This is a genomic window from Antrihabitans auranticaus (assembly GCF_016481275.1).
In the GTDB taxonomy this organism is placed as follows: domain Bacteria; phylum Actinomycetota; class Actinomycetes; order Mycobacteriales; family Mycobacteriaceae; genus Antrihabitans.
Window position 1 is genome coordinate 18,122 of the sequence record NZ_JAEMNW010000007.1, and the last position, 21,957, is coordinate 40,078.

Sequence of the window (21,957 nt, forward strand, 5' to 3'; positions counted from 1 at the left end):
TTCATGTGATCGTCGGATTCTTGCGTCAGTGCTGCGGCGGCTCAGTTGCCGCCGAGGTCCTTCGCCCAGTCGTAGGACGTCAGGTACGGGTCGGGCTTGATCGGGCTACCGGAATCCCAGACCGTGTAGATGAGTCCGTCGGGCCGGATCTCGCCGATACGCGCGGTCTTGGTGATGTGGTGGTTGCTACCGTCGAGCGTGACGAGCCCTTCGGGCGCGTTGAACGTGACGCCGTCCGCCGCTTCCTGAATTGCCGCAACGTCGAACGAGTTGGCCTTTTCGACCGTGTTCTTCCACAGGTAGACCGAGACGTAGGCGGCTTCCATCGGGTCCGAGGTCGGCTTGTCCGCGCCGTACTTCGCCTTGTACGCGTCGACGAACGTCTTGTTCTCCGGCGAATCGACCGTCTGGTAGTAGTTCCACGCCGTCAGCTGGCCCGCAATGTTCTGCGCACCGATGCCGTTGACCTCTTCTTCGGCAATCGAGACGGACACGACGGGCATGTCCTTCGCCGTGAGACCAGCATTCGTGTACTCACGGAAGAAGGCGACGTTCGAGTCACCGTTCAGTGTGTTGAATACTGCGTCGGCATCGGCCGAGCGGACCTTGTTGACGATCGTCGAGAAGTCGGTGGACCCGAGCGGTGTGTAGTCCTCGCCCTTGATCTCGATACCGTTGGCAGCCGCGTATGCCTTGATCTCACGGTTCGCGGTCTGCGGGAAGACGTAGTCGCTACCGACCAGGTAAAGCGACTTGACGCCCTTCTCCTTCAGGTAGTCGAGCGCGGGGATGATCTGCTGGTTCGTAGTCGCGCCGGTGTAGAAGATGTTCTTCGAGTCTTCGAGGCCCTCGTATTGAACGGGGTAGTAGAGCAGCGAGTTCTTGTCTTCGAAGACGGGCAGCATCGCTTTGCGGCTCGACGAGGTCCAGCCACCGAACACCGCTGCGACGCAGTCGCTGCTGATCAGCTTCTCGGCCTTCTCCGCGAACGTCGCCGGAACCGAGTTGCCGTCTTCTGCGACCGGAACGATCTGCTTGCCGAGGACGCCGCCGGACGCGTTGATTTCATCGATCGCGAGTTGGGTCGAATCGCGAACTGTCACTTCACTGATCGCCATGGTGCCCGACAGCGAGTTGAGCATGCCGACCTTGACGGTATCGCCCGAGGTGTCGACGCACGACGTGGCCGATTCCGTCGAATCTCCGGCCTTGGAACCGCAGCCTGCGAGGGTCAGCGCAGCTGCCGCAACGGCGGTGGGAATGGCGACAGCGCGCAGAAGGCGCTTGCGCTGACGATGTGGACCACAGGAATCAGCCATGAACGGGCCTTTCGTTCTTCCGATGAGGTGGTCGGTAGCACCGCAGAATGCGCACGTGTGCCACCGCCGAACACGCCGCGCGAGAACTGCGTATACAGCGGCTGTATCCGTGATCGCAGACAGTAAAGGGGAAGTATTGCCACTGAATGACCGTCGATGACGAGTTTGTGTCCGGTGTTTCTATCAGGTGAACGAATCCTCGTCAGGCCCGATTTGGCCAGGTGAACATAATTTGCGGTCGGCCGGACCGGCGCTGTCGACGCCACCTACGATTACTGACAAGTCTGGTGTCACCGTCGACAAGGGAGTCTTGTGTGAGTCACTACAAGAGCAATGTCCGAGATCTCGAGTTCAACCTCTTCGAGGTGCTCGGTATCGGTTCGCTTCTCGACAGCGGCGCGTACGGCGATCTGGATACCGAGACCGCGATCAATGTGCTCGAGGAGGTCGCTCGTTTCGCGGAGGGCCCGATCGCCGAATCGTTTGCCGACGCCGACCGCGATCCCGTGCAGTTCGATCCGGCGACGCATTCCATCTCGATCCCGCCCGCACTGCGCAAGACGATCGCTGCGGTCCAGGCTTCCGACTGGAACACGCTCGGTTTGCCCGAGGGCATGGGCGGCGTGGCAGCGCCCAAGGCAATCCTCTGGGCGATGCAGGAGATGATCATCTGCGCCAATCCCGCCGCGCTGTTCTTCAACATGGGTCCGCTGATGGGCAGCGTCCTCTACGGCGTGGGTACCGAGCAGCAGCAGCGCTGGGCTCAGCTGGGCTTCGAAAAGAAGTGGGCGGCAACGATGGTGCTGACGGAGCCGGATGCGGGTTCCGACGTCGGCGCCGGGCGTGCGAAGGCAATTCCGCAGGACGACGGAACCTGGCACATCGAAGGTGTCAAGCGCTTCATTTCCGGCGGCGACGTCGGCGACACTGCCGAGAACGTCTTTCATCTGACCCTCGCGCGCCCCGAAGGCGCTGGGCCGGGCACGAAGGGCCTGAGCCTGTTCTACGTTCCGAATTACCTGTTCGATCCCGAGACCCTCGAACTCGGTGCGCGCAACGGCGTCTACGTCACGGGCGTCGAGCACAAGATGGGCCTCAAGTCGTCGCCGACGTGTGAGCTCACCTACGGCGCAACGGATTTGCCGGCAGTCGGTTACCTCGTCGGTGAGGTCCACGACGGCATTGCGCAGATGTTCCAGGTGATCGAGAACGCTCGCATGACGGTCGGCGTCAAGTCGAGCGGAACGCTGTCGACGGGCTACCTCAACGCGCTCGCCTACGCGAAGGAACGCGTGCAGGGCGCGGACCTGACCCAGATGACCGACAAGGAAGCACCCCGTGTGGCGATCACGCGGCACCCCGATGTGCGGCGCAGCCTGATGATGCAGAAGGCGTACGCGGAGGGCCTGCGGTCGGTCTACCTCTACACCGCGGCACACCAGGACAACGATGTGGCAGAACTGGTTTCGGGCGCTGGGCCCGATCTTGCCCACCGCATCGACGACCTCCTGCTGCCAATCGTGAAGGGCGTCGGATCCGAGAAGGCCTACGAACTCCTGACCGAAAGTCTGCAGACGCTCGGCGGATCGGGATACCTGCAGGACTATCCGATCGAGCAGTACATTCGCGACGCAAAAATCGACAGCCTCTACGAGGGCACCACCGCAATTCAGGCGCAGGACTTCTTCTTCCGCAAGATTGCCCGCGACCGCGGTGTCGCGTTCGGCCACCTCGCCGGGCAGATCAAAGCCTTCATCGACGGTGGTTCCGACGGCGACTCGCTACAGGCCGAACGCGCACTGCTCAGTTCCGCACTCGACGATGTGCAGGCGATGACGATGACGCTGACGGGCTTTCTCATGGGCGCGCAGCAGACCCCGTCCGAGCTGTACAAGGTCGGTCTCGGTTCCGTGCGCTACCTCTACTCGGTCGGCGACCTGGTGATCGGCTGGCGGTTGCTGGTCAACGCCGAAACTGCGCTCGCAGCACTGGCGGCCGGCCCCGAAGCCAAGGACGTTCCCTTCTATCAGGGCAAGGTTGCAGTCGGATCGTTCTTTGCGAAGAACGTGCTGCCGAAATTGGCTGCTACGAAAGCGATCCTCGCCGCCATCGACAACGACATCATGGAACTCGACGAAGCGGCGTTCTAGCGCCGGAGGAGGGTAAGTGGACATCGTCCTCGCACTCGCGGCTGTCGTCATCGCCTTCGTGACGATCGGGCTGTGGTTCTGGAGTACGGCGCCGGGCACAGCCGTATACGGCGGCCGGCTGCAGACCTGGGGCGCGTTGAATCGCTCGATGGTGACCCGGGTGCTGCCGCCCGGTGCCGACCCGGACATCTGGACCAGGCTGCTCCACCGTCAGCAATGGATGACGATCAGCATGATGCTGTTCTTCGTCGTATTCGGGCTGAACGAAATTTACGATGCGTTCAACCGCACCGGCTGGCGGATGTGGCTTGCGGGGGCACTCGCCGTGCTGTTCTTCGTACTCGCAGGTTTCACCGCCAAGCGGCTGCGTGCGGGCTCGGCGCTGCAAGCCCAACTCTGAGCCGGATCGACTCAGCGAAGAACGTACGGCGACACCGAACTTCGGTGTTCGCTGATGTCGAGATCTTTGCCTAGTGGCGGGAACGCGCGCTGTGGGCAGTTCGCTCGTTCGCAGACGCGGCAGCCGGCACCGATGGGTGTCGCTGCGGCGTCGTCGAGATCGAGTCCGTCGGCATAGACGACTCGGCCCCCGTGGCGCAGTTCGCAGCCGAGGCCGATGGCAAAAGTCTTGCCGGGCTGGCCATATCGTGATGCCCGGCGCTCGACCGTCCTGGCGATCCAGAGGTACTTCCGTCCGTCAGGCATCTGCGCGATCTGGGTCATGATCTTTCCCGGGTAGGCGAACGTCTCGTAGACGTTCCACAGCGGGCAGGTGCCGCCGCTCGACGAGAAGTGGAATCCCGTGGCGGACTGGCGTTTCGACATGTTCCCGGCGCGGTCGACGCGAACGAACGACCAGGGCACACCGCGCTGCTTCGGGCGCTGCAGCGTCGAAAGTCGGTGGCAGATCGTCTCGTAGCTCTGTGAGAAGAAGGCCGAGAGGCGCTCGATGTCGTAGCGGAAGTCCTCGGCCACATCATGAAATCGGCCGTACGGCAACACTGTTGCGGCGGCGAAGTAGTTCGCGAAGCCGAGCAGCGCCAGCTTGCGTGACGCGTCGGAGGTGAAGTTGCCCTCGCTGACCAACTTGTCGAGCAGGTCGCCGCATTCCAGATAGGCGAGCTCTGCGGCGAACTTGAAGATCTTCTGGCCGCCGGAGAGGTGCGGTGAAATCTCGAGGACCCGATTCTCAGGGTCGTAGCGGTGCAACACATTTGCGCCGAGATCGATCCGTTCGACGATCTGCACGTCGTGGGTTCGGGTCAGCCGGCGTGCAATTTCACCGGCGACATCGCCGCGGTGAAACCGCATTCGGGCGGTGAGATCTTCTGCGGCACTGTCGAGATCGTGGAGGTAGTTCTGGCGTTGATAGAAGTAGTCGCGAACCTCTTCGTGTGGCTTGCTGATAGATCCGCTGCCCGACCCGTCGGCAAAGCGCTCCTCGGTCGCGGCAGCGAGTTGGGCGGTGGTGTTGCGGTAGCGGCGATGCATGTTGACCATCGCGCGGGCGAGGCTCGGGTGGCTCTGGACCATCTCGGCGATCTCTTGCGCGTCCGAGCTGATCCCCATTTCCTGGTCGAGCGCAACCTCCTGCAGTTCGGCGATCAACCGGGTGTCGTCCTGCGACGAGAAGAACGTGGTGTCGACGCCGAAGACCTCGCTGATTCGCAGTAGCACGGGAACGGTCAGCGGTCGGACGTCGTGCTCGATCTGATTCAGGTAACTCGCCGAAATTTCGAGCGCCTGCGCAAGCGCGACCTGGCTCATGCCGCGCTCGGTGCGCAGTTGTCTCAACCGAGCTCCGACAAAGGTCTTGGACATAAGGCCAGCGTACGGGCTTGTTCCGCCTTGCGAACATCGCGTTCGCAAATTTAGCTGACGAATGCCGCAGTTCCAGTCCGCAGCATGCTGTGCAGCTCTACGCTTAGTTCCACAGTTCTGGAGGTCGAGATGACGGGTGCCGGAATTCGCCGGACTATGGCGATCTTGGTCGCGGTATTGGCGATCGTTGTTGCGGCGGCGCCGGCCGGGTCCGCCGATCCGATCGGCGACCTGATGAATCCGAGCCACGATCCGGCTGCATTGCTGCCGACGCCGACCGGCGATCCGTTCATGTTCGCGCCGCCGGGGTTCGAGAACGCTCCGCCCGGAGCTGTCCTGAAGGTGCGGCCGGTCGCCGCGGGACCCCTGCTCACGCCGGCAGCGTCCACGCAGCTGCTGGTGCGGTCCAACGACTCGAAGGGCAATCCCATCCCGGTCGCGACGACGGTGCTGGTCCCGCTCGCACCGTGGCCTGGGGGTGGCCCGCGACCGGTCGTCGGTTACAACACGGCGATCGACTCTCTGGGTCTCGACTGCGTACCTTCGACGACGTTGCAGCGCGGCACCGAAATCGAGCTCGTCCCGATAAACATGCTGCTTTCACGCAACTACGCCGTCGTCGTCACGGATCATCAGGGTCCGCGGCAGTCCTACGCCGGCGGCCGAATCTCTGGTCACGCTGTGCTGGACGCGTTGCGAGCGGCGGTGAACGCGCCGTGGCTGGGTCTGTCACCGGCGTCACCGATTGCGTTGAGTGGCTACTCCGGCGGAGCCATCGCAGCGGGCTGGGGGGCGGAACTGGCACCCTCCTACGCTCCGGAACTGAACCTCGTCGGCGCGGTAATGGGCGGAGCGCCAGTCGATTACGCGATGCTGCTGGGTTCGATGAACGGCCGCAACGCCGCCTCGGGCGTGTTTCTCGGTGCGACGCTGGGCGTGGCTCGCGAGTACCCCGAGTTGTTCGGCCTACTCAACGACAACGGTTGGCGACTCGGGATGATGGCGAAGGACTGGTGCCTGACGGCACTGGCGCCGGCGGGGTTGGTCGCGCCCATACCGGTCGAGGCGCTGTCGGATGTGCCGAACGTCGTCAACTCACCGGTTGCACGGGAGGTCATGGCAGCTACCCGGATGGGCGGCGAGGCGCCGCGGGCTCCGGTGTTTCTTTACCAAGGCAGACAAGACATCTGGATTCCGACCGAGGGCGCGCAGCGGCTCTACAACGACTGGTGTGCTCGGGGCGCGAGCGTTCAACTTGCCGAACTCGTCGGCGAACATCTGATCGTCGCGGTGTCGGGTCTGCCCGCCGCGATCGGCTGGATGGACGATCGGTTGGCCGGCAGGCCGAGTGCGCCGGGGTGCAGTCGCTTCAACGGTTGACCTTGACGTGTCGCAGGCCGCACAGCAAAATCAGCACGTGAATCGACCATCCAAGAGAGTAATGGGCTGTCTTGCCCTGCTGACGACCGCTGCGCTTTCGATGACGGCATGCGGATTCGGGGGATCGGACAGCGACTCCGGCGGTGACGATTCGGGGAAGACGACGGTCAGCTTCCTCGCGCCGACCTACCGCGACGGCGCCGATGGCACGAAAGCCCTGTGGGACAGCATTATTGCGGACTTCGAAGCGAAGAATCCCAACGTCGACGTCGTGCTCGAAATGCAGTCGTGGGACAACATCAACGACGTTCTGCGGACGAAGCTGCAGTCCGAATCAACCACTCCCGACGTGCTGAATATCGATGCGTACGCCGACTTCGCGAAGGACGGCCAGCTCTACGAGGCCAAGGACGTGGTGTCGCAGAGCGTTCTAGACGACTTCCAGCCCGGATTCGCGAAGAACGCATCGCTCGACGGCACGCAGTACGGTCTGCCGATCGCTGCGTCGACGCGCACGCTCTTCTACAACAAAGACCTCTTCGAGCAGGCCGGCGTGACGGCGCCGCCGAAGACCTGGGACGAGTTGCTGGCCGCCGCGCAGAAGATCAGTGCGCTCGGCAACGGCATCGCGGGTTACGGTCTGCCGCTGGGCAACGAGGAGGCGCAGGCCGAGACGTCGATCTGGACGTTCGGCGCCGGCGGGTCGTGGGGCGACGAGACCGAGCTGACGATCGACACCCCGGAGAACCTGGCGGGCGTCGAGCAGATCGAGACGATGATCGACGCGAACGTCACGCAGCCCAATCCCGGTTCCACCGACCGGAAAGACGTCATCAACAACTTCATTCAGGGCAAGATCGGCATGATCGAGGCGCACCCACCGACGGTAGGACTCATCGCGGCCGGCAATCCAGGACTCAATTACGGCACAGCACCGACACCGACGAAGTCCGGCGAACCGGTAACGCTCGGGGTCGCGGACCATCTGATGGCGTTCGAGAAGGACGGCTCGAAGGCCGACGCGATCAAGGCCTTCCTCGACTACTTCTACGCGACAGACGTCTACGCCAATTTCGTCAAGACGGAGAACTTCATTCCGTGCACGGTCAGCGCGGGTGCAGTGCTGGCCGACGAACCGGTTATCAAACCGTTCCTCGAGACGCTTCCCGCCGCGAAGTTCTACCCGAGCAACAACCCGAATTGGGCTGCGGCGCAAGGCGCACTCAAACAGAACATGGGCACGCTCGGGCAGGGTGAAAGCCCTGCCGGGGTCCTCGGAACCGTCGAGGACGCGGCGAACGCCGGCAACTAGGTGTCGGATTCTGGACTGCAATCGCGGCGGCGAAGCAAGGACTTCGTCGCCGCGCTGCCATGGATCGCGCCGGTCGTCCTTCTCATCGGCGCAATCGTCGTATTCCCGGTCGGCTTTCTGTTCTGGACGTCGACGCGTGACCTGAACCGGTACGGGAAAGACCAGGGGAGTGCGGGTTTCGACAACTTCTCGAATCTCGCAGACACCCGCGGGCTCGCGCTTGTGCTGACCAACACGGTGATCTGGGTGGTCGCCGTCGTCGGTATCACGCTGGTCTTGTCGATGGCGCTTGCCCAGTTCTTGAACAAGGACTTCCCAGGCCGCAAGCTGGTGCGGCTTGCGGTCCTGGTGCCGTGGGCGGCATCGGTGGTGATGACGACGACGATCTTCTATTACATGCTCGGCGAGTTCGGTCTCGTCAACCAGTTGCTGCTCGATCTGGGCCTGATCGACGAGGGATTCACCTTCATCGGCGAGCCGCGGGCAGCGTTCGTACTCGCGATCGTGGTCGGCGTGTTCGTGTCCATCCCGTTCACCGCGTACACGATCTTGGCTGGGCTGCAATCCATTCCGGGCGAGGTCATCGAGGCATCCCGCGTCGACGGCGCGAACGCCTGGCAGCGGTACCGGTTCGTCGTCCTGCCACAGCTGCGACCGGCAATCGCAGTGGCAACGATCGTGAACATCATCAACGTGTTCAATTCGCTGCCGATTCTGCAGGTGCTGACCGGCGGGATCGCGGGCTACAAGGCGGACACCACAACAACATTGACGTTCAAGTTCATCCGCGTGGACGGCAAGATCGACACGGCCGCGGCGTTGAGCGTGGTGAACTTCGCGCTGATCCTCGGGGTGATCGCGATCTACGTCATCGCGGTGAAGCCGCTGCGGGCGGTGGATCGGTGACGCGGATGCGCAACCGACGGCGCTGGGATCTGACGGTCGTCGGAATCATGCTGGCGCTGCTCTTCTTGATCCCTTTCATCGTGATGGTGCTGGGGTCGCTGAAGACGCAGGCCGAGATCCTGCGGGTCCCGCCGTCGTACATTCCGGACACCTGGCAGCCGCAGAACTACGTCGACATGTGGTCCACACCGGAAACTCCGTTGCAGCACAACCTGATCAGCACGGTCGTGATATCGCTGTGCGCGACCGTGCTGGTGCTGCTCGTGGCAGTTCCGGCGGCGTACTATTCGGCGCGTCGTCGGTTCCCGGGCCGGTTGGCGTTTCTCGGGTTGGTGTTGATCACGCAGATGGTCCAGCCGACCGTGCTCGTCGTCGGTTTGATCAAAGAAATGCTCGCGCTGGATATTTCGGATACCTGGCTCGCGATGATCCTCGTCAACGCGGCTTTCAATCTGTCGTTCGCGGTGTGGATTCTGCACAGCTTCTTTGCGACGATTCCGGTCGAGATCGAAGAAGCGGCCCGACTGGACGGGCTGAACAGGTGGCAAATCCTCGTCAAAGTGAGCCTGCCGCTCGTGTGGCCCGGCGTAGTCACAGCAACCATTTTCACCCTTGTCGCGTGCTGGAACGAGTTCGCCGCGAGCCTCGTCATCTTGAACACGCCTGACAATCAACCGCTTTCGGTGGCGTTGACGAAGTTCATCGGGCAATACCAGACGGCGTGGCAGTACGTGTTCGCGATTTCGACGGTGAGCATCGTTCCGGTAGTGATCCTGTTCGCCCTGATCGAGAAGCGCCTGGTCGCGGGGCTCACCGCGGGAAGTGTCAAGTAGGTCAGCGGCTGACGACCGACACCGTTCCGTCTTCGTAGCTGTTCACGAATGCACGGTGGGTAGGTAAGTCGACGGCTACTCCGACCGGGGAGTCGGCGAATCCGTAGCTGCCGGTGACTTTTCTGGTCGCGGTGTCGACTGTGGTCAACCATTCGTTTCTGTCGCCAGAGATGTAAGCGGTGTGGGCGGTTGGGTCGATGGCGACCGCGACGGGCCGACCTCCGACGTCGACAGTGTCGATGACCTCGCGAGTTGCGGTATCGAAGACCGAGATCGTTCCGTCGGCGCGATTGGTGACGAATGCGGTGCGCGTCGCGGGGTCGATCGCGATTCCGTTGGGCTCGTTGCCGACCTGGATGGTGTCGACAACGTCGCGACTCGCCATGTCGATAACGGAGACTGAAGCATCGTTCAGGTTGGATACGTACACGACGCGGGTGTCCGGATCGATCTGCGGAACAATAGGATTCGCTCCAACAGTGACGGTGTCCACCACGCGATCGCCTTCGATGATCGACACCGTGCCGTCGTCCTGGTTCGCGACGTACGCGGTGTGGGTGGCGGGATCGACCGCAATGTCCCACGGATTGTTGCCCACATCGACAGAGCCGAGAACAACGCCGCTGCTCGAATCGACAACGGAAACGTTTCCGTCGGCCGAGTTCACGACGTACAGCTTGCGTGCCGCCGGATCGACCGCGATGCCCGCCGGCTCGGTGCCTACTCGAATCGTCGACACCACGGCGAGCTGGTCGACGTCGATGACCGATACGGACCCGTCGCTGATGTTCGTGACGTACGCGCGCTGCGCCGCCGAATCGATGCTGATGCCGATCGGGTGGTCGCCGACGTCGACGGTCGCGGTGTGCGACGGCGGCCCGATCGGCGCGGTAGTGGTGGATACGTCAGAGCTGCCGGCGTTATCGGTCGACGTGGTCCTGGTGCTGTAGATGTATGCCACCGCCGCCGAGACGAGCAGGACGACGCCCACGAGAGCCGCGAAGATCACCCAGCGGCCCCGGTTGCGCTCGGGGCGCGGTGGGGCGATAGGCGGGGTGACCATGGGCCGCGCGACACGGGTTCCCGGCGGTGGTAGCACTCGGGACGGTGCCGGCCGGGGAAGTGCGGGAGCCGGCGCAGGAACTGTCGGCTCTTCGTCGTCAGCCATCATCCTTGGCGGCGCCGCTACGAGCGCAGCCCGCGCAGCCTCGCCCAGGTCACCCGCCGTCGCGTAACGGTCTCGCGGCTTCTTCGCCATTCCGCGCGCAATAACCGCGTCGAGCGCGACAGGCACGGCGGAGTTCGCTGCGCTGGGTCGAGGAGGTGGTTGCCCGATGTGGCCGTGCATCTGCCGCTCGGGAGTGGTGTTGCCGAACGGCGGTCTGCCGGTCAGGCAGTGATAGAGCACGCACGCCAGGGCGTAGACATCGACGCTGGCATCGAAGGTTCCTACGAACCGCTCCGGCGCCATGTATTCGAGGGTGCCGACGGAGAGCCCCGACCCGGTCAATCGGGTCTGCTGGGTACCGAACGCAATCCCGAAGTCGATCAGGTAGACGAAACCCTTGCGGTGGGTGAGCAGCAGATTCGACGGTTTGACGTCGCGGTGGACCAGGCCGGCTTCGTGCGCCGCGTCGAGGGCGTCACCGGTTTGCGCGATGATGTCGACGGCCTTGGGTACGGGCAGCGGGCCTTCCTTGAGGAGCGACCCGACGTCGCGGCCCTCGATGTACGCCATGTCGATGTAGAGCTGGTCGTCGATCGTGCCGAAGCTGTGGATCGGGACGATGTGCGGCTCGCGGAGTGCCGCCGCGACCTTTGCTTCGCGCAGGAAACGCTGCCGGTAATCCTCGTCGTGTGAAAAAGCTGGTGGCAGGACTTTGACCGCGACTTGTCGTTCGGTCTGAGTATCGAACGCCAGCCAAACCTGGCCCATGCCACCCGCACCCAGCAGCCGCTCCAGCAGGTAGTGGCCGAAATGAGTGTTTGCCTGCACCCGAGTCCCTCCCGCGATCCTTGGCTTCGAGTATGACGCTTAACGCCCCCTGCCATTCGGAAGTCGGCACGCCTTTCTGGCCCGTCACCGTGGTGGTGACGGGCTGAGCGGGCTTGGGTTCGCTAGAAGGGTGGCGGTTCGTAGTCGCCCTCGTTTAGGGCTCGTTCGCTGCGGGCGCGGGCTTCGTGTTGCTGGATTCTGGTGTATCGCTTCGGGTCCGGTGCCGTGTCGGGCATCGGGCGGTCGGGTTCGGTCCCACCCAGGAGTGGGATCGGCCCGGTTTCCGCGACCGGATAGGTTTTGCCGTGCGGGGAGGTGATCGACAGTGTCCCGTCCTCGCCTTTGGTGAGGTCCCACCCGCCGAAGGTTTTGCCGCGGTGGTGTTTGCGGCAGAACGGACCCAAATTCTCGGCTGTTGTTCGACCGCCGGTTGCTGGGTTGTCGTGGTTGTACGGGTCGCGATGATCCAGGTCGCAGTCCCATGCCGGTACGTCGCAGTTGGGGAACATGCACGACCCCCACAACGCGCGCACATAGTCCTGCACCTGTTCGGTGGGTGTGTAGGAGTCGGTGGTCTTCTCGTCGGGGGTGGTGAGTGGCCGCACGATCGCATCCTCGGCGATAGCACGGACTTGGTCGGCGTCGATGATCCCGAACCCGTCCAACCAGCCCGGCTGCTCACTCGTCCCGTTAACGGTGGCGCGGGTGGCGATGACGTGCACCAACGCTTTGCGTGCCACCTTCGATGCACCGCCGACCACCGGGCAGGCTTCGCGCCCGCATTCGCAGGCCAGGTGGGACTCGCCTTTGGACAGGGCGATCAACGCATCCGCCTTGCGGGCCGGAAAGGTTCGCGGGTCCTGTTTGCACACCGTTTTCGCCATTTCCCCGATCCGACCGGACAGGAACATCGCATCCGCCGCCGGCAACGACCCGGCCAGTTCGGCCATCCCGTCCTGTCCGGGTCCGATCCACACATGGCGCTGCTTGGTGGCGGCTTCGCGTCGGGTCCGCAACCCGTCGGCATCGACCTGCGCGATCACTCTGTCCACGACACCGCGCAGGCGGTGACTGGTCAACGGTGCCCGACCGTCCAGCGCGGCGGCCAGGATGCGGCGTTCGACCTCTTTGAGGTGCTCCTCGGCGACATTGCGGGTGGCGTTGACGATGATCTTCACCCGGTACAGATCCAGATCACCGCGGGCGAACGCGGCCCACACGTTCGGTAACCGGGTGATCAGGTTGTGCCCGATGTCGATCAACGCGGATGCCCCCGCCGAGGTGATCGTCAACGCAGCCGACAGCTCGGCTTCCGCGGCGTCCCAGGGGTCGATCGTCGACACCGGATCAGGATCGGTGGGGGCCTCGTCGAGGCAGCGTTGAAACACCGCCGCCGCGTAGGCATGTGTGCGGGCGGACACGGCGGCCTCGAACCGGTGCAGGGACGTGGCGGTGTCGACCAGTGCTGGGGTCGGCGCGGTTGCGGGGTCGGGTAACCCGGCTCCGGTGAGTGCCTGCAGCAACTGTTCGAACATATTTGCTATTCTATTCGAAACCTGTTGATATAGCTAGGGTTACATCGACCGAAACTTCCGCGAAGTCAGCCTGCGGCGGCCCAGCGGCCACGCTCGTGAGGCCGACTTCCGGGCGACTCTCGCCCTCCGACGCTAGTGCTGTTCTGTCGCCCATGGCTCGGGTCGATCGGCGGGGGGCATGGCAACCCTCTTGGGCGACTGGTAGGTCCGCGAGCACTTGGCGCCGATGCCGCGGACCTGGAGAGCCGCGCCGTCGCCCTAAGTGCCGTTCTGTAGCCCATGGCCCGGGTCGACCGACGGGAGGGGCGGGAGAGGTTTGTACATCGCGGCTCGCGAGTTCGGGACTCGGCGAACCGTCTCGCAAACCCTGCCTCCGGGCACTATGTGAGCCTCGCCACAAATGGGCGCAGTCAAGCCTTGTACTCGCGCTGAAGCGGCTGTCCGGTTTGCAGTACGGGCGTTCTGTTGGGTTGGCGCAAACCGCGAGTTCAGCCGGTATTTTTCCGGAACGCGCGGTTACAGCTGTGGCCTGCGTCTGCAACGGCAAATTTGCAGAATTAGCAAGGCGGTCTGAGAAGCTAGCGAAGATTGGCATTCGCAACAGGTAGACGGCACTTTTTAGCTGTGCCAGTCTTAAACAGTACGCACGTTATGCCTCGCAAAGCTGCGAAAGCCCGCCACGGCGCAAGAGGGCCGGGCAGGCAGATCACACGAAAGAGAGTGGAGTAGATGTCGACAACCGGCACCCCGAAGACCGCCGAAGAGATCCAGAAGGATTGGGACACCAACCCGCGCTGGAAGGGAATCACCCGCGACTACACCGCAGAGCAGGTCGTGCAGCTGCAGGGCAGCGTTGTCGAAGAGCACACGCTCGCTCGCCGCGGCGCCGAGATCCTGTGGGAAGGCGTCAACAAGGAAGACGATTACATCCACGCGCTCGGCGCGCTGACGGGCAACCAGGCCGTCCAGGCCGTCCGTGCCGGCCTTCGCGCGATCTACCTGTCGGGTTGGCAGGTCGCCGGTGATGCGAACCTCTCCGGCCACACCTACCCGGACCAGAGCCTCTACCCGGCCAACTCGGTGCCGAACGTCGTTCGTCGTATCAACAACGCGCTGCTGCGCGCCGACGAGATCGCCAAGGTCGAGGGCGACACCTCTGTCGACAACTGGCTCGTCCCGATCGTCGCCGACGGTGAAGCCGGCTTCGGTGGCGCGCTCAACGTCTACGAGCTGCAGAAGGCCATGATCGCAGCGGGTGCCGCCGGTACTCACTGGGAGGATCAGCTCGCGTCGGAGAAGAAGTGCGGTCACCTCGGTGGCAAGGTGCTCATCCCGACCCAGCAGCACATCCGCACGCTGACCTCGGCGCGTCTGGCTGCCGACGTCGCCGGCGTGCCGACGGTCGTCATTGCGCGCACCGACGCCGAGGCTGCGACGCTGCTCACCACCGACGTCGACGACCGCGACAAGCCGTTCCTCGATGGCACCCGCACCGCCGAAGGCTTCTTCGGCATCAAGAACGGCATCGAGCCCTGCATCGCTCGCGCCAAGGCCTACGCGCCGTACTCCGACCTCATCTGGATGGAGACCGGCGTGCCGGACCTCGAGGTCGCGCGCAAGTTCGCCGAGAGCGTCAAGGCCGACTTCCCGGATCAGCTGCTCTCGTACAACTGCAGCCCGTCCTTCAACTGGAAGGCACACCTGGACGACGCGACCATCGCGAAGTTCCAGCGTGAGCTTGCGGCCATGGGCTTCAAGTTCCAGTTCATCACGCTGGCCGGTTTCCACTCGCTCAACTACGCCGCATTCGACCTGGCCTACGGCTATGCCCGCGAGGGTATGACCGCCTTCGTCGACCTGCAGGAGCGCGAGTTCAAGGCAGCAGCCGAGCGTGGCTTCACCGCCGTCAAGCACCAGCGTGAGGTCGGTGCCGGCTACTTCGACACCGTCGCCACCACTGTCGATCCGAACACCTCGACGGCGGCGCTGAAGGGCTCCACCGAAGAGGGCCAGTTCCACTAGGTCGCGATCTCGACCCGCCTCCACCCACAAGACCAACAGGAGCTGACTTGACCAGCGAAAAGATTCAACGGGTCGGCGTGATTGGCGCCGGACAGATGGGCGCCGGGATCGCCGAGGTTTGCGCGCGAGCACACATCGACGTGCTCGTGTTCGAGCAGACCCGTGAGCTGGCCGCGGCAGGGCGTTCGCGCATCTTGCGTTCGCTCGACCGCGGTGTCAGCAGCGGCAAGATCACCGAGCGGGAACGTGAGCAAGCTGCCTGGCGGCTTCGCTTCACGTCCGACCTCGCGGATTTTGCCGACCGGCAGCTCGTGGTGGAGGCGGTGCTCGAGGACGAAAACGTGAAGACGGCGATCTTCCGTGAACTCGACGAGGTCGTGACCGACCCCGACGCGGTGTTGGCGTCGAACACGTCCTCGATCCCGATCATGAAGATCGGCATCGCCACCAAGCAGCCCGAACGCGTCATCGGGATGCACTTCTTCAACCCGGTACCGGTCCTGCCGTTGGTGGAATTGGTGACCACGTTGAAGACGAGTACCTCGGTTTCCGAGCGCGCTGAGAAGTTCGCCGGCGAGGTGCTCGGCAAGCAGGTCATCCGTTCGGCCGACAGGTCGGGCTTCGTTGTCAACGCGTTGCTGGTGCCGTACCTGCTCTCGGCCATTCGCATGGTCGAGTCGGGTTTCGCCACAAAGGAAGACGTCGACAAGGCCATCGTTCTCGGCCTTGCGCACCCGATGGGTCCGTTGGCGCTCACAGACCTCGTCGGACTCGACACGGTCAAGTCGATCGCCGACTCGATGTACGCGGAGTTCAAGGAGCCTTTGTACTCTGCCCCACCGCTTCTCATGCGTATGGTCGAGGCCGGTCTCGTCGGCAAGAAGTCCGGCGCGGGTTTCTACAAGTACGAAAACAAGAACGGTCGTAAAGGGGCATAGCCCTCGTGCGCGGTTGGCGAGTCTATAGACTCGCTAACCGCGCACAAGCGCGCAGCGCTAGGGAGGTTGTCAGTGGCCAGCAGAGGCGCCGACGGATACGGCTCGAGCGTTCTGGGATACCCACGCATCGGACCGCATCGCGAACTCAAGCGCGCGCTCGAGGGCTACTGGCACGGAAGCGTTTCTCGCGAAGAATTGCTCGAGGTCGGTAAAGACCTGCAGGAATCCGCGATCAGCGAACTCGCCGCCACCGGCATCACCCAGGTGCCGGGCAACACATTCTCTTTCTACGATCACGTTCTCGACGACGCACTGTTGTTCGGCGCCGTGCCGCAGCGCTTCGAACCGCTTGCGGGAGAGCTGGATCCGCTCGATTTCTATTTCACGATGGCTCGCGGACGTGAGGATTTTCCGCCGCTCGAGCTCGTGAAGTTCTTCGGTACGAACTACCACTACCGCCAGCCGGAGCTGCACGCGGACATGGAGTTCTCGCTCCACGCGGATGCGCTTCTCGACGAGCTGGACCGTGCCAAGGTCCGCGGCATCGAACTGCGACCGGTTGTGCTGGGGCCGGTTTCGCTGTTGCTGCTGTCGAAGGTCAGCCCCACCGAGACCGATCCGGACTTCACGCCACTGGACCTCCTCGACAAACTGCTCCCGCAGTACGAGGCATTGTTCGAACTCCTGGCCAAGCGCAACGCGACCTGCGTCCAGCTCGACGAACCGTCTTTCACGAGCGATCGCACACCCGCGGACCTCGCCGCCTTCGAGAGCGCGTACACGCGTCTGTCTACGTCGGGGCTGCGGCCACGGATGCTCGTCACCGGCCAATACGGCGATTTCGGTGCAGCGCTACCGATCCTTGCCGCGTCGAAGGTCGAGGCCATCGGGCTGGATCTTGCCTCCTACCGAATCAAGCCCGAAGACCTCGCCAAGGTTCCGGGCATCACACGCAAACGTTTGTACGCGGGCGTGATCAGTGGCCGCAACGTGTGGCGCGCGGACCGGTTCGTCACGCTCACCTACCTCAACGAGCTTGCGAAGGTCTGCCCCGACCTCGTCGTGTCGACTGGGTGCACACTGCTGCACGTCCCGTACGACGTCCTCGTCGAATACGACATCGACGGCAACGTTGCGGACCGTCTCGCGTTTGCGAAGCAGAAGACGACCGAGGTCGTGTCGCTCGCCAAGGCGCTGACCGAGGGACCGTCGGAGAAGTGGCGGAAACGTCCCACCGAAGTGCACTTCAAGCAGAAACATGCTGTGCGCCAACGAGTTTACGCGACAACGCCGGACATGCGCGAACGCGAGCCGTACGAGGTGCGCAAGGCTGCTCAGCAAGCGAAGCTGAACCTGCCGCTCGTTCCCGCGACGACGCTCGGCTCGTTTCCGCAGACGGCGAAGGTCAAGCAGGCGCGCTACGAACTCGGGCAGGGCCGCCTCGACTACGAGGAGTACTGCAAGTTCATCGAAGCCGAGATCGAAGCGACGATCCGCGTGCAGGAAGACATCGGGCTCGACGTCCTGGTCCACGGCGAGCACGAGCGCAACGACATGATCCAGTACTTCGCCGAGCTGCTCGACGGTTTCGCGACGACTCGCAACGGGTGGGTGCAGGTCTACGGTTCCCGCTGCGTCCGGCCCCCGATTCTGTACGCCGATGTCGCACGGCCGAAGCCGATGACCGTCGATTGGCTCACCTACGCCCAATCGTTGACCGACAAACCGGTGAAGGGCATGGTGACGGGACCCGTCACGATGCTTGCGCGCTCGTTCGTCCGCCAGGATCAGCCGCTGTACGAAACAGCTGACCAGGTCGCGTTTGCCATCCGCGACGAGGTCATCGACCTCGAAAGGGCCGGCATCGGCATCATCCAGGTCGACGAGCCGGCGATCCGGGAGTTGTTGCCGCTACGCGAAAAAGGCCGCGACGAGTACCTGCGCTGGGCTGTTGCCGCGTTCAAGCTGGCGACCTCCGGTGTGAAGCCCGAGACGCAGATCCACACCCACATCGGCTACTCGGGATTGCAGATCGTCGTCGATGCCATCGAACAGCTCGACGCCGACGTCACCGCCATCGTTGCGACCCGATCCATCAAGTGGGTACTCGAGGCGTTGAAGGGTGACGTATCGGAGGGCGAGGGTCTCACCCGCGGTGTCGGACCGGGTGTCTACGAGAGTCGTTCCGCGCGGATTCCTGACATCGACGAGCTGGACGAGTTGCTGAGTTTGGCCGCGGATGCGGTCGACATCGATCGGCTGTGGGCGAACCCGGACGGCGGCCTCAAGACGCGGCACCATTGGCAGCTGGAACCATCGCTGCGCAACCTCGTCGCTGCAGCACGTCGACTGCGCCGCCGTGCGGCCAAAGAAGCGGCCGCCGGCACATCAGGGTAGGCGGCGGCTGGGGCGTAACGGTGGTGCGACGACGCCGACGATTCCGCGCAGACCCGCGAAAACGATGTTCCCCCAGTCGAAGTAGTCCCGCATCGCGACGATCTCGCCGCTGCGGACCTCGAAACGGCCGCACGCCCAGATCAGCATTTCGAGCGGTCCGATCTTGACCAGTTCCCGACGAGCCGTGAGCACAGTTTCACCGTTGCCCGCGATTTCGAGGCTCACGATGTCGAATCGGGTGACCAGGCTTGCGAGCAACCCGAAACCATGCCGGAACGCACCGCGCCCGCGAACCGTCGGCAGCCCCGAGTGGGACAGCACGAACTGTTCGGCGAGCAGGCCTGCTGCAGCATCCGGGTCGAGGCGTTGCAGCGAGCGCAAGAATGCGCGAACCACTTCGACTTCGAGGGTTTCGCCCATCCGGACATTCGGATCGAGCGTAGGACCGGTTCTTCCGTCGAGACCGCTGTCTTCCACGGCTCACTCCCATCGTCAGCGCCGCCCTTGGATCAGGCTCGCATTCAGATATGACAGTATCCGACATCGGTATGCTGGCGCGGGACGCCGTTGGTCGCAGTCCGTAATCGACTGGGGGTGAGGCAATGAGTTCGGCAGACAGCCTCCGACCCGGTTCTGTGTTCGCGGGTTACCGGATCGAGCGGTTGCTGGGGAGTGGCGGCATGGGCGCCGTGTACCTCGCGATGCACCCGCGGCTGCCCAAACGTGTGGCACTCAAGCTCCTGCACCCCGGGATGACCACAGACCGGTACGTACGCATGCGCTTCGAACAGGAAGCCGAGCACGCGGCACGCCTCGAGCATCCGAATATCGTCGCCGTCGAAGACCGCGGACGGGTCGGCGAGCAATTGTGGATGGCGATGCGATACGTCGTCGGCGCCGACGCCGAACATCTGCTCGAAAACGGCCCGGTGGATCCAGCGCGCGCCGTCTACATCGTCACTGAGACGGCTGAAGCACTCGATTACGCGCACGAACTGGGCGTGCTGCACCGCGACGTCAAGCCCGCCAACATCTTGCTCGAACGACGCGGTTCCGGACGGCGCGAGCGAGTTCTGCTCGCCGATTTCGGAATAGCGAAGGCGTTATCGGAATCGTCGGACCTGACCACCAGTGGGACGATGGTCGCGAGCCTGCCGTACGCGGCTCCCGAGCAGTTCGGCGACCAGGACCTCGATGGCCGGATCGACGTGTACGCGTTGGGCTGCACGCTGTTTCGCCTGTTGACCGGTCGGCCGCCGTACCCGGGAAACACCCTGCACCAACTGTGGTACGGCCACGTGCAGGCAGCGATTCCGCAGCCGAGCAAAATTCGCCCGGACCTCCCGGCGGCGTTCGACGCGGTCGTCGAGATCGCGCTCGCAAAGAAGCCCGAGGACCGCTACAGGACGTGCGGCGAGCTGGCCGATGCGGCCATCGCGGCGTTGCGCCCGACCCTCGCGGCAGCAGCAACGAACGTCGACCTTGCCCACCGCACCGAGCCGGCGCAAACACCCGAACCGGCGGTGTCACCCGAACCGCTGGAAACACCAGAACCGCCACCGTCGCCAGGACCGACGCTGCGGGAGCGCGCGCGCAGGCTCGAGCCGACGATCGCCGCCCCCGCACCGGCGGTGGAGAACACCGAACCCCGAGAGGTGCGGGTTCGCCGCGCGCGGGACGCAATCTCATCCGTGCGGACGCGGCTGGAAGCTGTGCAGACACGCGCCGAGCGCCTGCCACCCGCCTATTCGGCGTTGTTGCGTGAGTTCAGCGCCGCAAGCTCGGAAGATCTGGCGGGCAACGACCGGTCGAGCAGGCGGCAGATCGGGGAGGCCGACGCGTTGCTTGCGCGCGCTGCAGCGGCCCTCGCAGCCGGTGACGCCGATGCCGCGCTGGGGTTGACCCGCGCGGTCCGCGCGCATCTGACGGCCGCTGAGCGGCACGTCGACGCGGTCACCGCGCGGCTGTTGCTGCTGCGTGAAGTGCGCGCCAACCCCCGTGCGCGGCTGGACGCCGCACGTTTCCGGATTCGGGACGCACAGATGCTCGCGGCCAACCTCGGGATTGCCCAGGATTGGAGCGCGCTGCTCGACACCCAGTGGGCGCGCATAGATGCGATCGCGGCGGCACTGCGCGGTCCGCACCCGAACTACTGGGCGTATGTGAGCGGATTGGACGAGGTCGTCACGGTCGTCGCGCACGCTGTCGCGCGGATGCGGAACCAGCCGGGAGACGCCGCGAAACGTCGGTGAATTGCCTTCGCAGACATGCGCGGGTAGGCATGTATATATGGTCAGCGCAGCCGCATACGGCGTTTCCGGTCCCGATTCGAAGTTCGAGAAACTGACGATCGATCGTCGCGAGCTCGGCCCGAAAGACGTACTGATCGAGATCAAGTACGCGGGTATCTGTCACTCCGACATTCACACGGCGCGAAACGAATGGAAGGGCACGTCCTACCCGTGCGTGCCTGGCCACGAGATCGTGGGGATCGTCGCCGAGACCGGGTCCGCTGTCGAGAAGTACAAGGTCGGTGACAGGGTCGGCGTCGGCTGCTTCGTCGATTCCTGCGGTCAGTGCGTAGCCTGCGTGGCGGGCGAGGAGCAGTACTGCACCAAACGCGTTGTCGCAACCTATAACTCGCCGCTTCCCGACGGGTCGTACACGCAGGGCGGGTACTCGACGCACGTCGTCGTCACCGAATCCTTCGTACTTTCGATTCCGGACGGTCTGGAACTCGACGTCGCCGCCCCGCTGCTGTGCGCCGGCATCACGCTGTACTCGCCGCTCAAGCATTGGAATGCCGGACCCGGCAAGCAGGTTGCGATCATCGGTATGGGTGGGCTCGGCCACGTCGGTGTGAAGATCGCCAATGCACTCGGCGCCGAAGTCACGGTCCTGAGCCAATCGTTGAGCAAGGAGGAAGACGGCAAACGCTTTGGTGCGCAGCACTATTACGCGACCAGCGACCGGAAGACGTTCAAGGAACTGCGAAGTCGGTTCGACCTGATCATCAACACGGTGTCGGTGAACCTGGATCTCGACGCGTACCTGTCGATGCTCGCAATCAACGGCACGCTCGTCGAGCTGGGATTGCCGGAGAAACCGCTCCAGATGCGTGCGTTCTCGTTGGCGGCAAATCGGCGCAGCATCGCGGGATCGATGGTGGGCGGACTCCCGCAGACGCAGGAAATGCTCGACTTCTGCGCTGAGCGCGGCATCGGTGCGGAGATAGAGACAATCTCCGCCGACAGGATCGATGAGGCCTACGAACGTGTGGTCGCGAGCCGCGTGCGCTACCGCTTCGTCATCGACGCGGCGACCTTCTGAGCTGACGCGGCGACCTTC

General features: G+C 63.9%; 16 protein-coding genes. 11 read left to right on the forward strand and 5 right to left on the reverse strand.

All coding sequences use genetic code 11. The features are described 5' to 3' along the window. Positions 1–41 precede the first annotated feature (41 nt). The gene (urtA, locus tag JGU72_RS24260) at positions 42–1,319 is read right to left on the reverse strand and encodes an urea ABC transporter substrate-binding protein (protein ID WP_199686679.1); all 1,278 of its coding nucleotides are present in this window, start codon (positions 1,317–1,319) and stop codon (positions 42–44) included. A 314-nt stretch (positions 1,320–1,633) separates the two neighbouring features. On the opposite strand from urtA, the gene JGU72_RS24265 reads away from it, so the two are divergent. Then, complete coding sequence (locus tag JGU72_RS24265; protein ID WP_199686680.1) at positions 1,634–3,469, forward strand: acyl-CoA dehydrogenase; 1,836 nt, start codon at positions 1,634–1,636, stop codon at positions 3,467–3,469. Positions 3,470–3,485: 16 nt separating this feature from the next. Next, a complete protein-coding gene (locus JGU72_RS24270) occupies positions 3,486–3,869 on the forward strand; it encodes a hypothetical protein (protein ID WP_199686681.1) in 384 nt (127 codons plus the stop codon). 11 nt (positions 3,870–3,880) lie between these two features. Here the strand turns inward: JGU72_RS24270 and ramB are convergent, their stop codons facing one another. Then, complete coding sequence (gene ramB / locus JGU72_RS24275) at positions 3,881–5,290, reverse strand: acetate metabolism transcriptional regulator RamB (protein WP_199686682.1); 1,410 nt, start codon at positions 5,288–5,290, stop codon at positions 3,881–3,883. Positions 5,291–5,419: 129 nt separating this feature from the next. On the opposite strand from ramB, the gene JGU72_RS24280 reads away from it, so the two are divergent. The 4 genes from JGU72_RS24280 to JGU72_RS24295 are packed head-to-tail and all read left to right on the forward strand — an operon-like array spanning position 5,420 to position 9,721. After that, the gene (locus tag JGU72_RS24280) at positions 5,420–6,670 is read left to right on the forward strand and encodes a lipase family protein (RefSeq protein ID WP_199686683.1); all 1,251 of its coding nucleotides are present in this window, start codon (positions 5,420–5,422) and stop codon (positions 6,668–6,670) included. 37 nt (positions 6,671–6,707) lie between these two features. Continuing rightward, positions 6,708–7,982 (forward strand): extracellular solute-binding protein, encoded by a 1,275-nt coding sequence (locus JGU72_RS24285; RefSeq protein ID WP_307828585.1) that lies wholly within the window; start codon positions 6,708–6,710, stop codon positions 7,980–7,982. Next, the gene (locus JGU72_RS24290) at positions 7,983–8,888 is read left to right on the forward strand and encodes a carbohydrate ABC transporter permease (RefSeq protein ID WP_307828586.1); all 906 of its coding nucleotides are present in this window, start codon (positions 7,983–7,985) and stop codon (positions 8,886–8,888) included. It begins immediately after the preceding gene. A gap of 5 nt (positions 8,889–8,893) precedes the next feature. Continuing rightward, the gene (locus JGU72_RS24295; protein WP_199686684.1) at positions 8,894–9,721 is read left to right on the forward strand and encodes a carbohydrate ABC transporter permease; all 828 of its coding nucleotides are present in this window, start codon (positions 8,894–8,896) and stop codon (positions 9,719–9,721) included. Between the two features lies 1 nt (position 9,722). Here the strand turns inward: JGU72_RS24295 and JGU72_RS24300 are convergent, their stop codons facing one another. Together JGU72_RS24300 and JGU72_RS24305 are read right to left on the reverse strand one after the other, a co-directional pair. Further along, positions 9,723–11,717 (reverse strand): serine/threonine-protein kinase, encoded by a 1,995-nt coding sequence (locus JGU72_RS24300; RefSeq protein ID WP_199686685.1) that lies wholly within the window; start codon positions 11,715–11,717, stop codon positions 9,723–9,725. A gap of 122 nt (positions 11,718–11,839) precedes the next feature. Then, entirely contained in the window at positions 11,840–13,252 is a 1,413-nt protein-coding gene (locus tag JGU72_RS24305; RefSeq protein ID WP_199686686.1) for an HNH endonuclease signature motif containing protein, read from the reverse strand. A gap of 729 nt (positions 13,253–13,981) precedes the next feature. On the opposite strand from JGU72_RS24305, the gene aceA reads away from it, so the two are divergent. The 3 genes from aceA (at position 13,982) to metE (ending at position 18,609) form a co-directional block, all read left to right on the forward strand. Beyond that, positions 13,982–15,274 (forward strand): isocitrate lyase, encoded by a 1,293-nt coding sequence (aceA, locus tag JGU72_RS24310; protein ID WP_199686687.1) that lies wholly within the window; start codon positions 13,982–13,984, stop codon positions 15,272–15,274. A gap of 47 nt (positions 15,275–15,321) precedes the next feature. Next, entirely contained in the window at positions 15,322–16,212 is an 891-nt protein-coding gene (locus tag JGU72_RS24315; protein ID WP_199686688.1) for a 3-hydroxybutyryl-CoA dehydrogenase, read from the forward strand. Positions 16,213–16,284: 72 nt separating this feature from the next. Next, on the forward strand, positions 16,285–18,609 hold the full coding sequence (gene metE, locus JGU72_RS24320) for a 5-methyltetrahydropteroyltriglutamate--homocysteine S-methyltransferase (RefSeq protein ID WP_199686689.1): 2,325 nt from the start codon (positions 16,285–16,287) through the stop codon (positions 18,607–18,609). Here metE and JGU72_RS24325 read toward each other — a convergent pair. Next, positions 18,601–19,086: a limonene-1,2-epoxide hydrolase family protein gene (locus JGU72_RS24325; protein ID WP_199686690.1), complete on the reverse strand. Its 486-nt coding sequence runs from the start codon at positions 19,084–19,086 to the stop codon at positions 18,601–18,603. The two genes, metE and JGU72_RS24325, sit on opposite strands and share 9 nt — an antisense overlap. 125 nt (positions 19,087–19,211) lie before the next feature. Here JGU72_RS24325 and JGU72_RS24330 point away from each other — a divergent pair, with 125 nt between their 5' ends. Together JGU72_RS24330 and JGU72_RS24335 are read left to right on the forward strand one after the other, a co-directional pair. Beyond that, positions 19,212–20,861, forward strand: a complete 1,650-nt coding sequence (locus tag JGU72_RS24330; protein ID WP_199686691.1) for a serine/threonine-protein kinase — start codon at positions 19,212–19,214, stop codon at positions 20,859–20,861. Positions 20,862–20,898: 37 nt separating this feature from the next. Next, positions 20,899–21,939 (forward strand): NAD(P)-dependent alcohol dehydrogenase, encoded by a 1,041-nt coding sequence (locus JGU72_RS24335; protein ID WP_199686692.1) that lies wholly within the window; start codon positions 20,899–20,901, stop codon positions 21,937–21,939. The last annotated feature ends 18 nt before the right edge of the window (positions 21,940–21,957 follow it).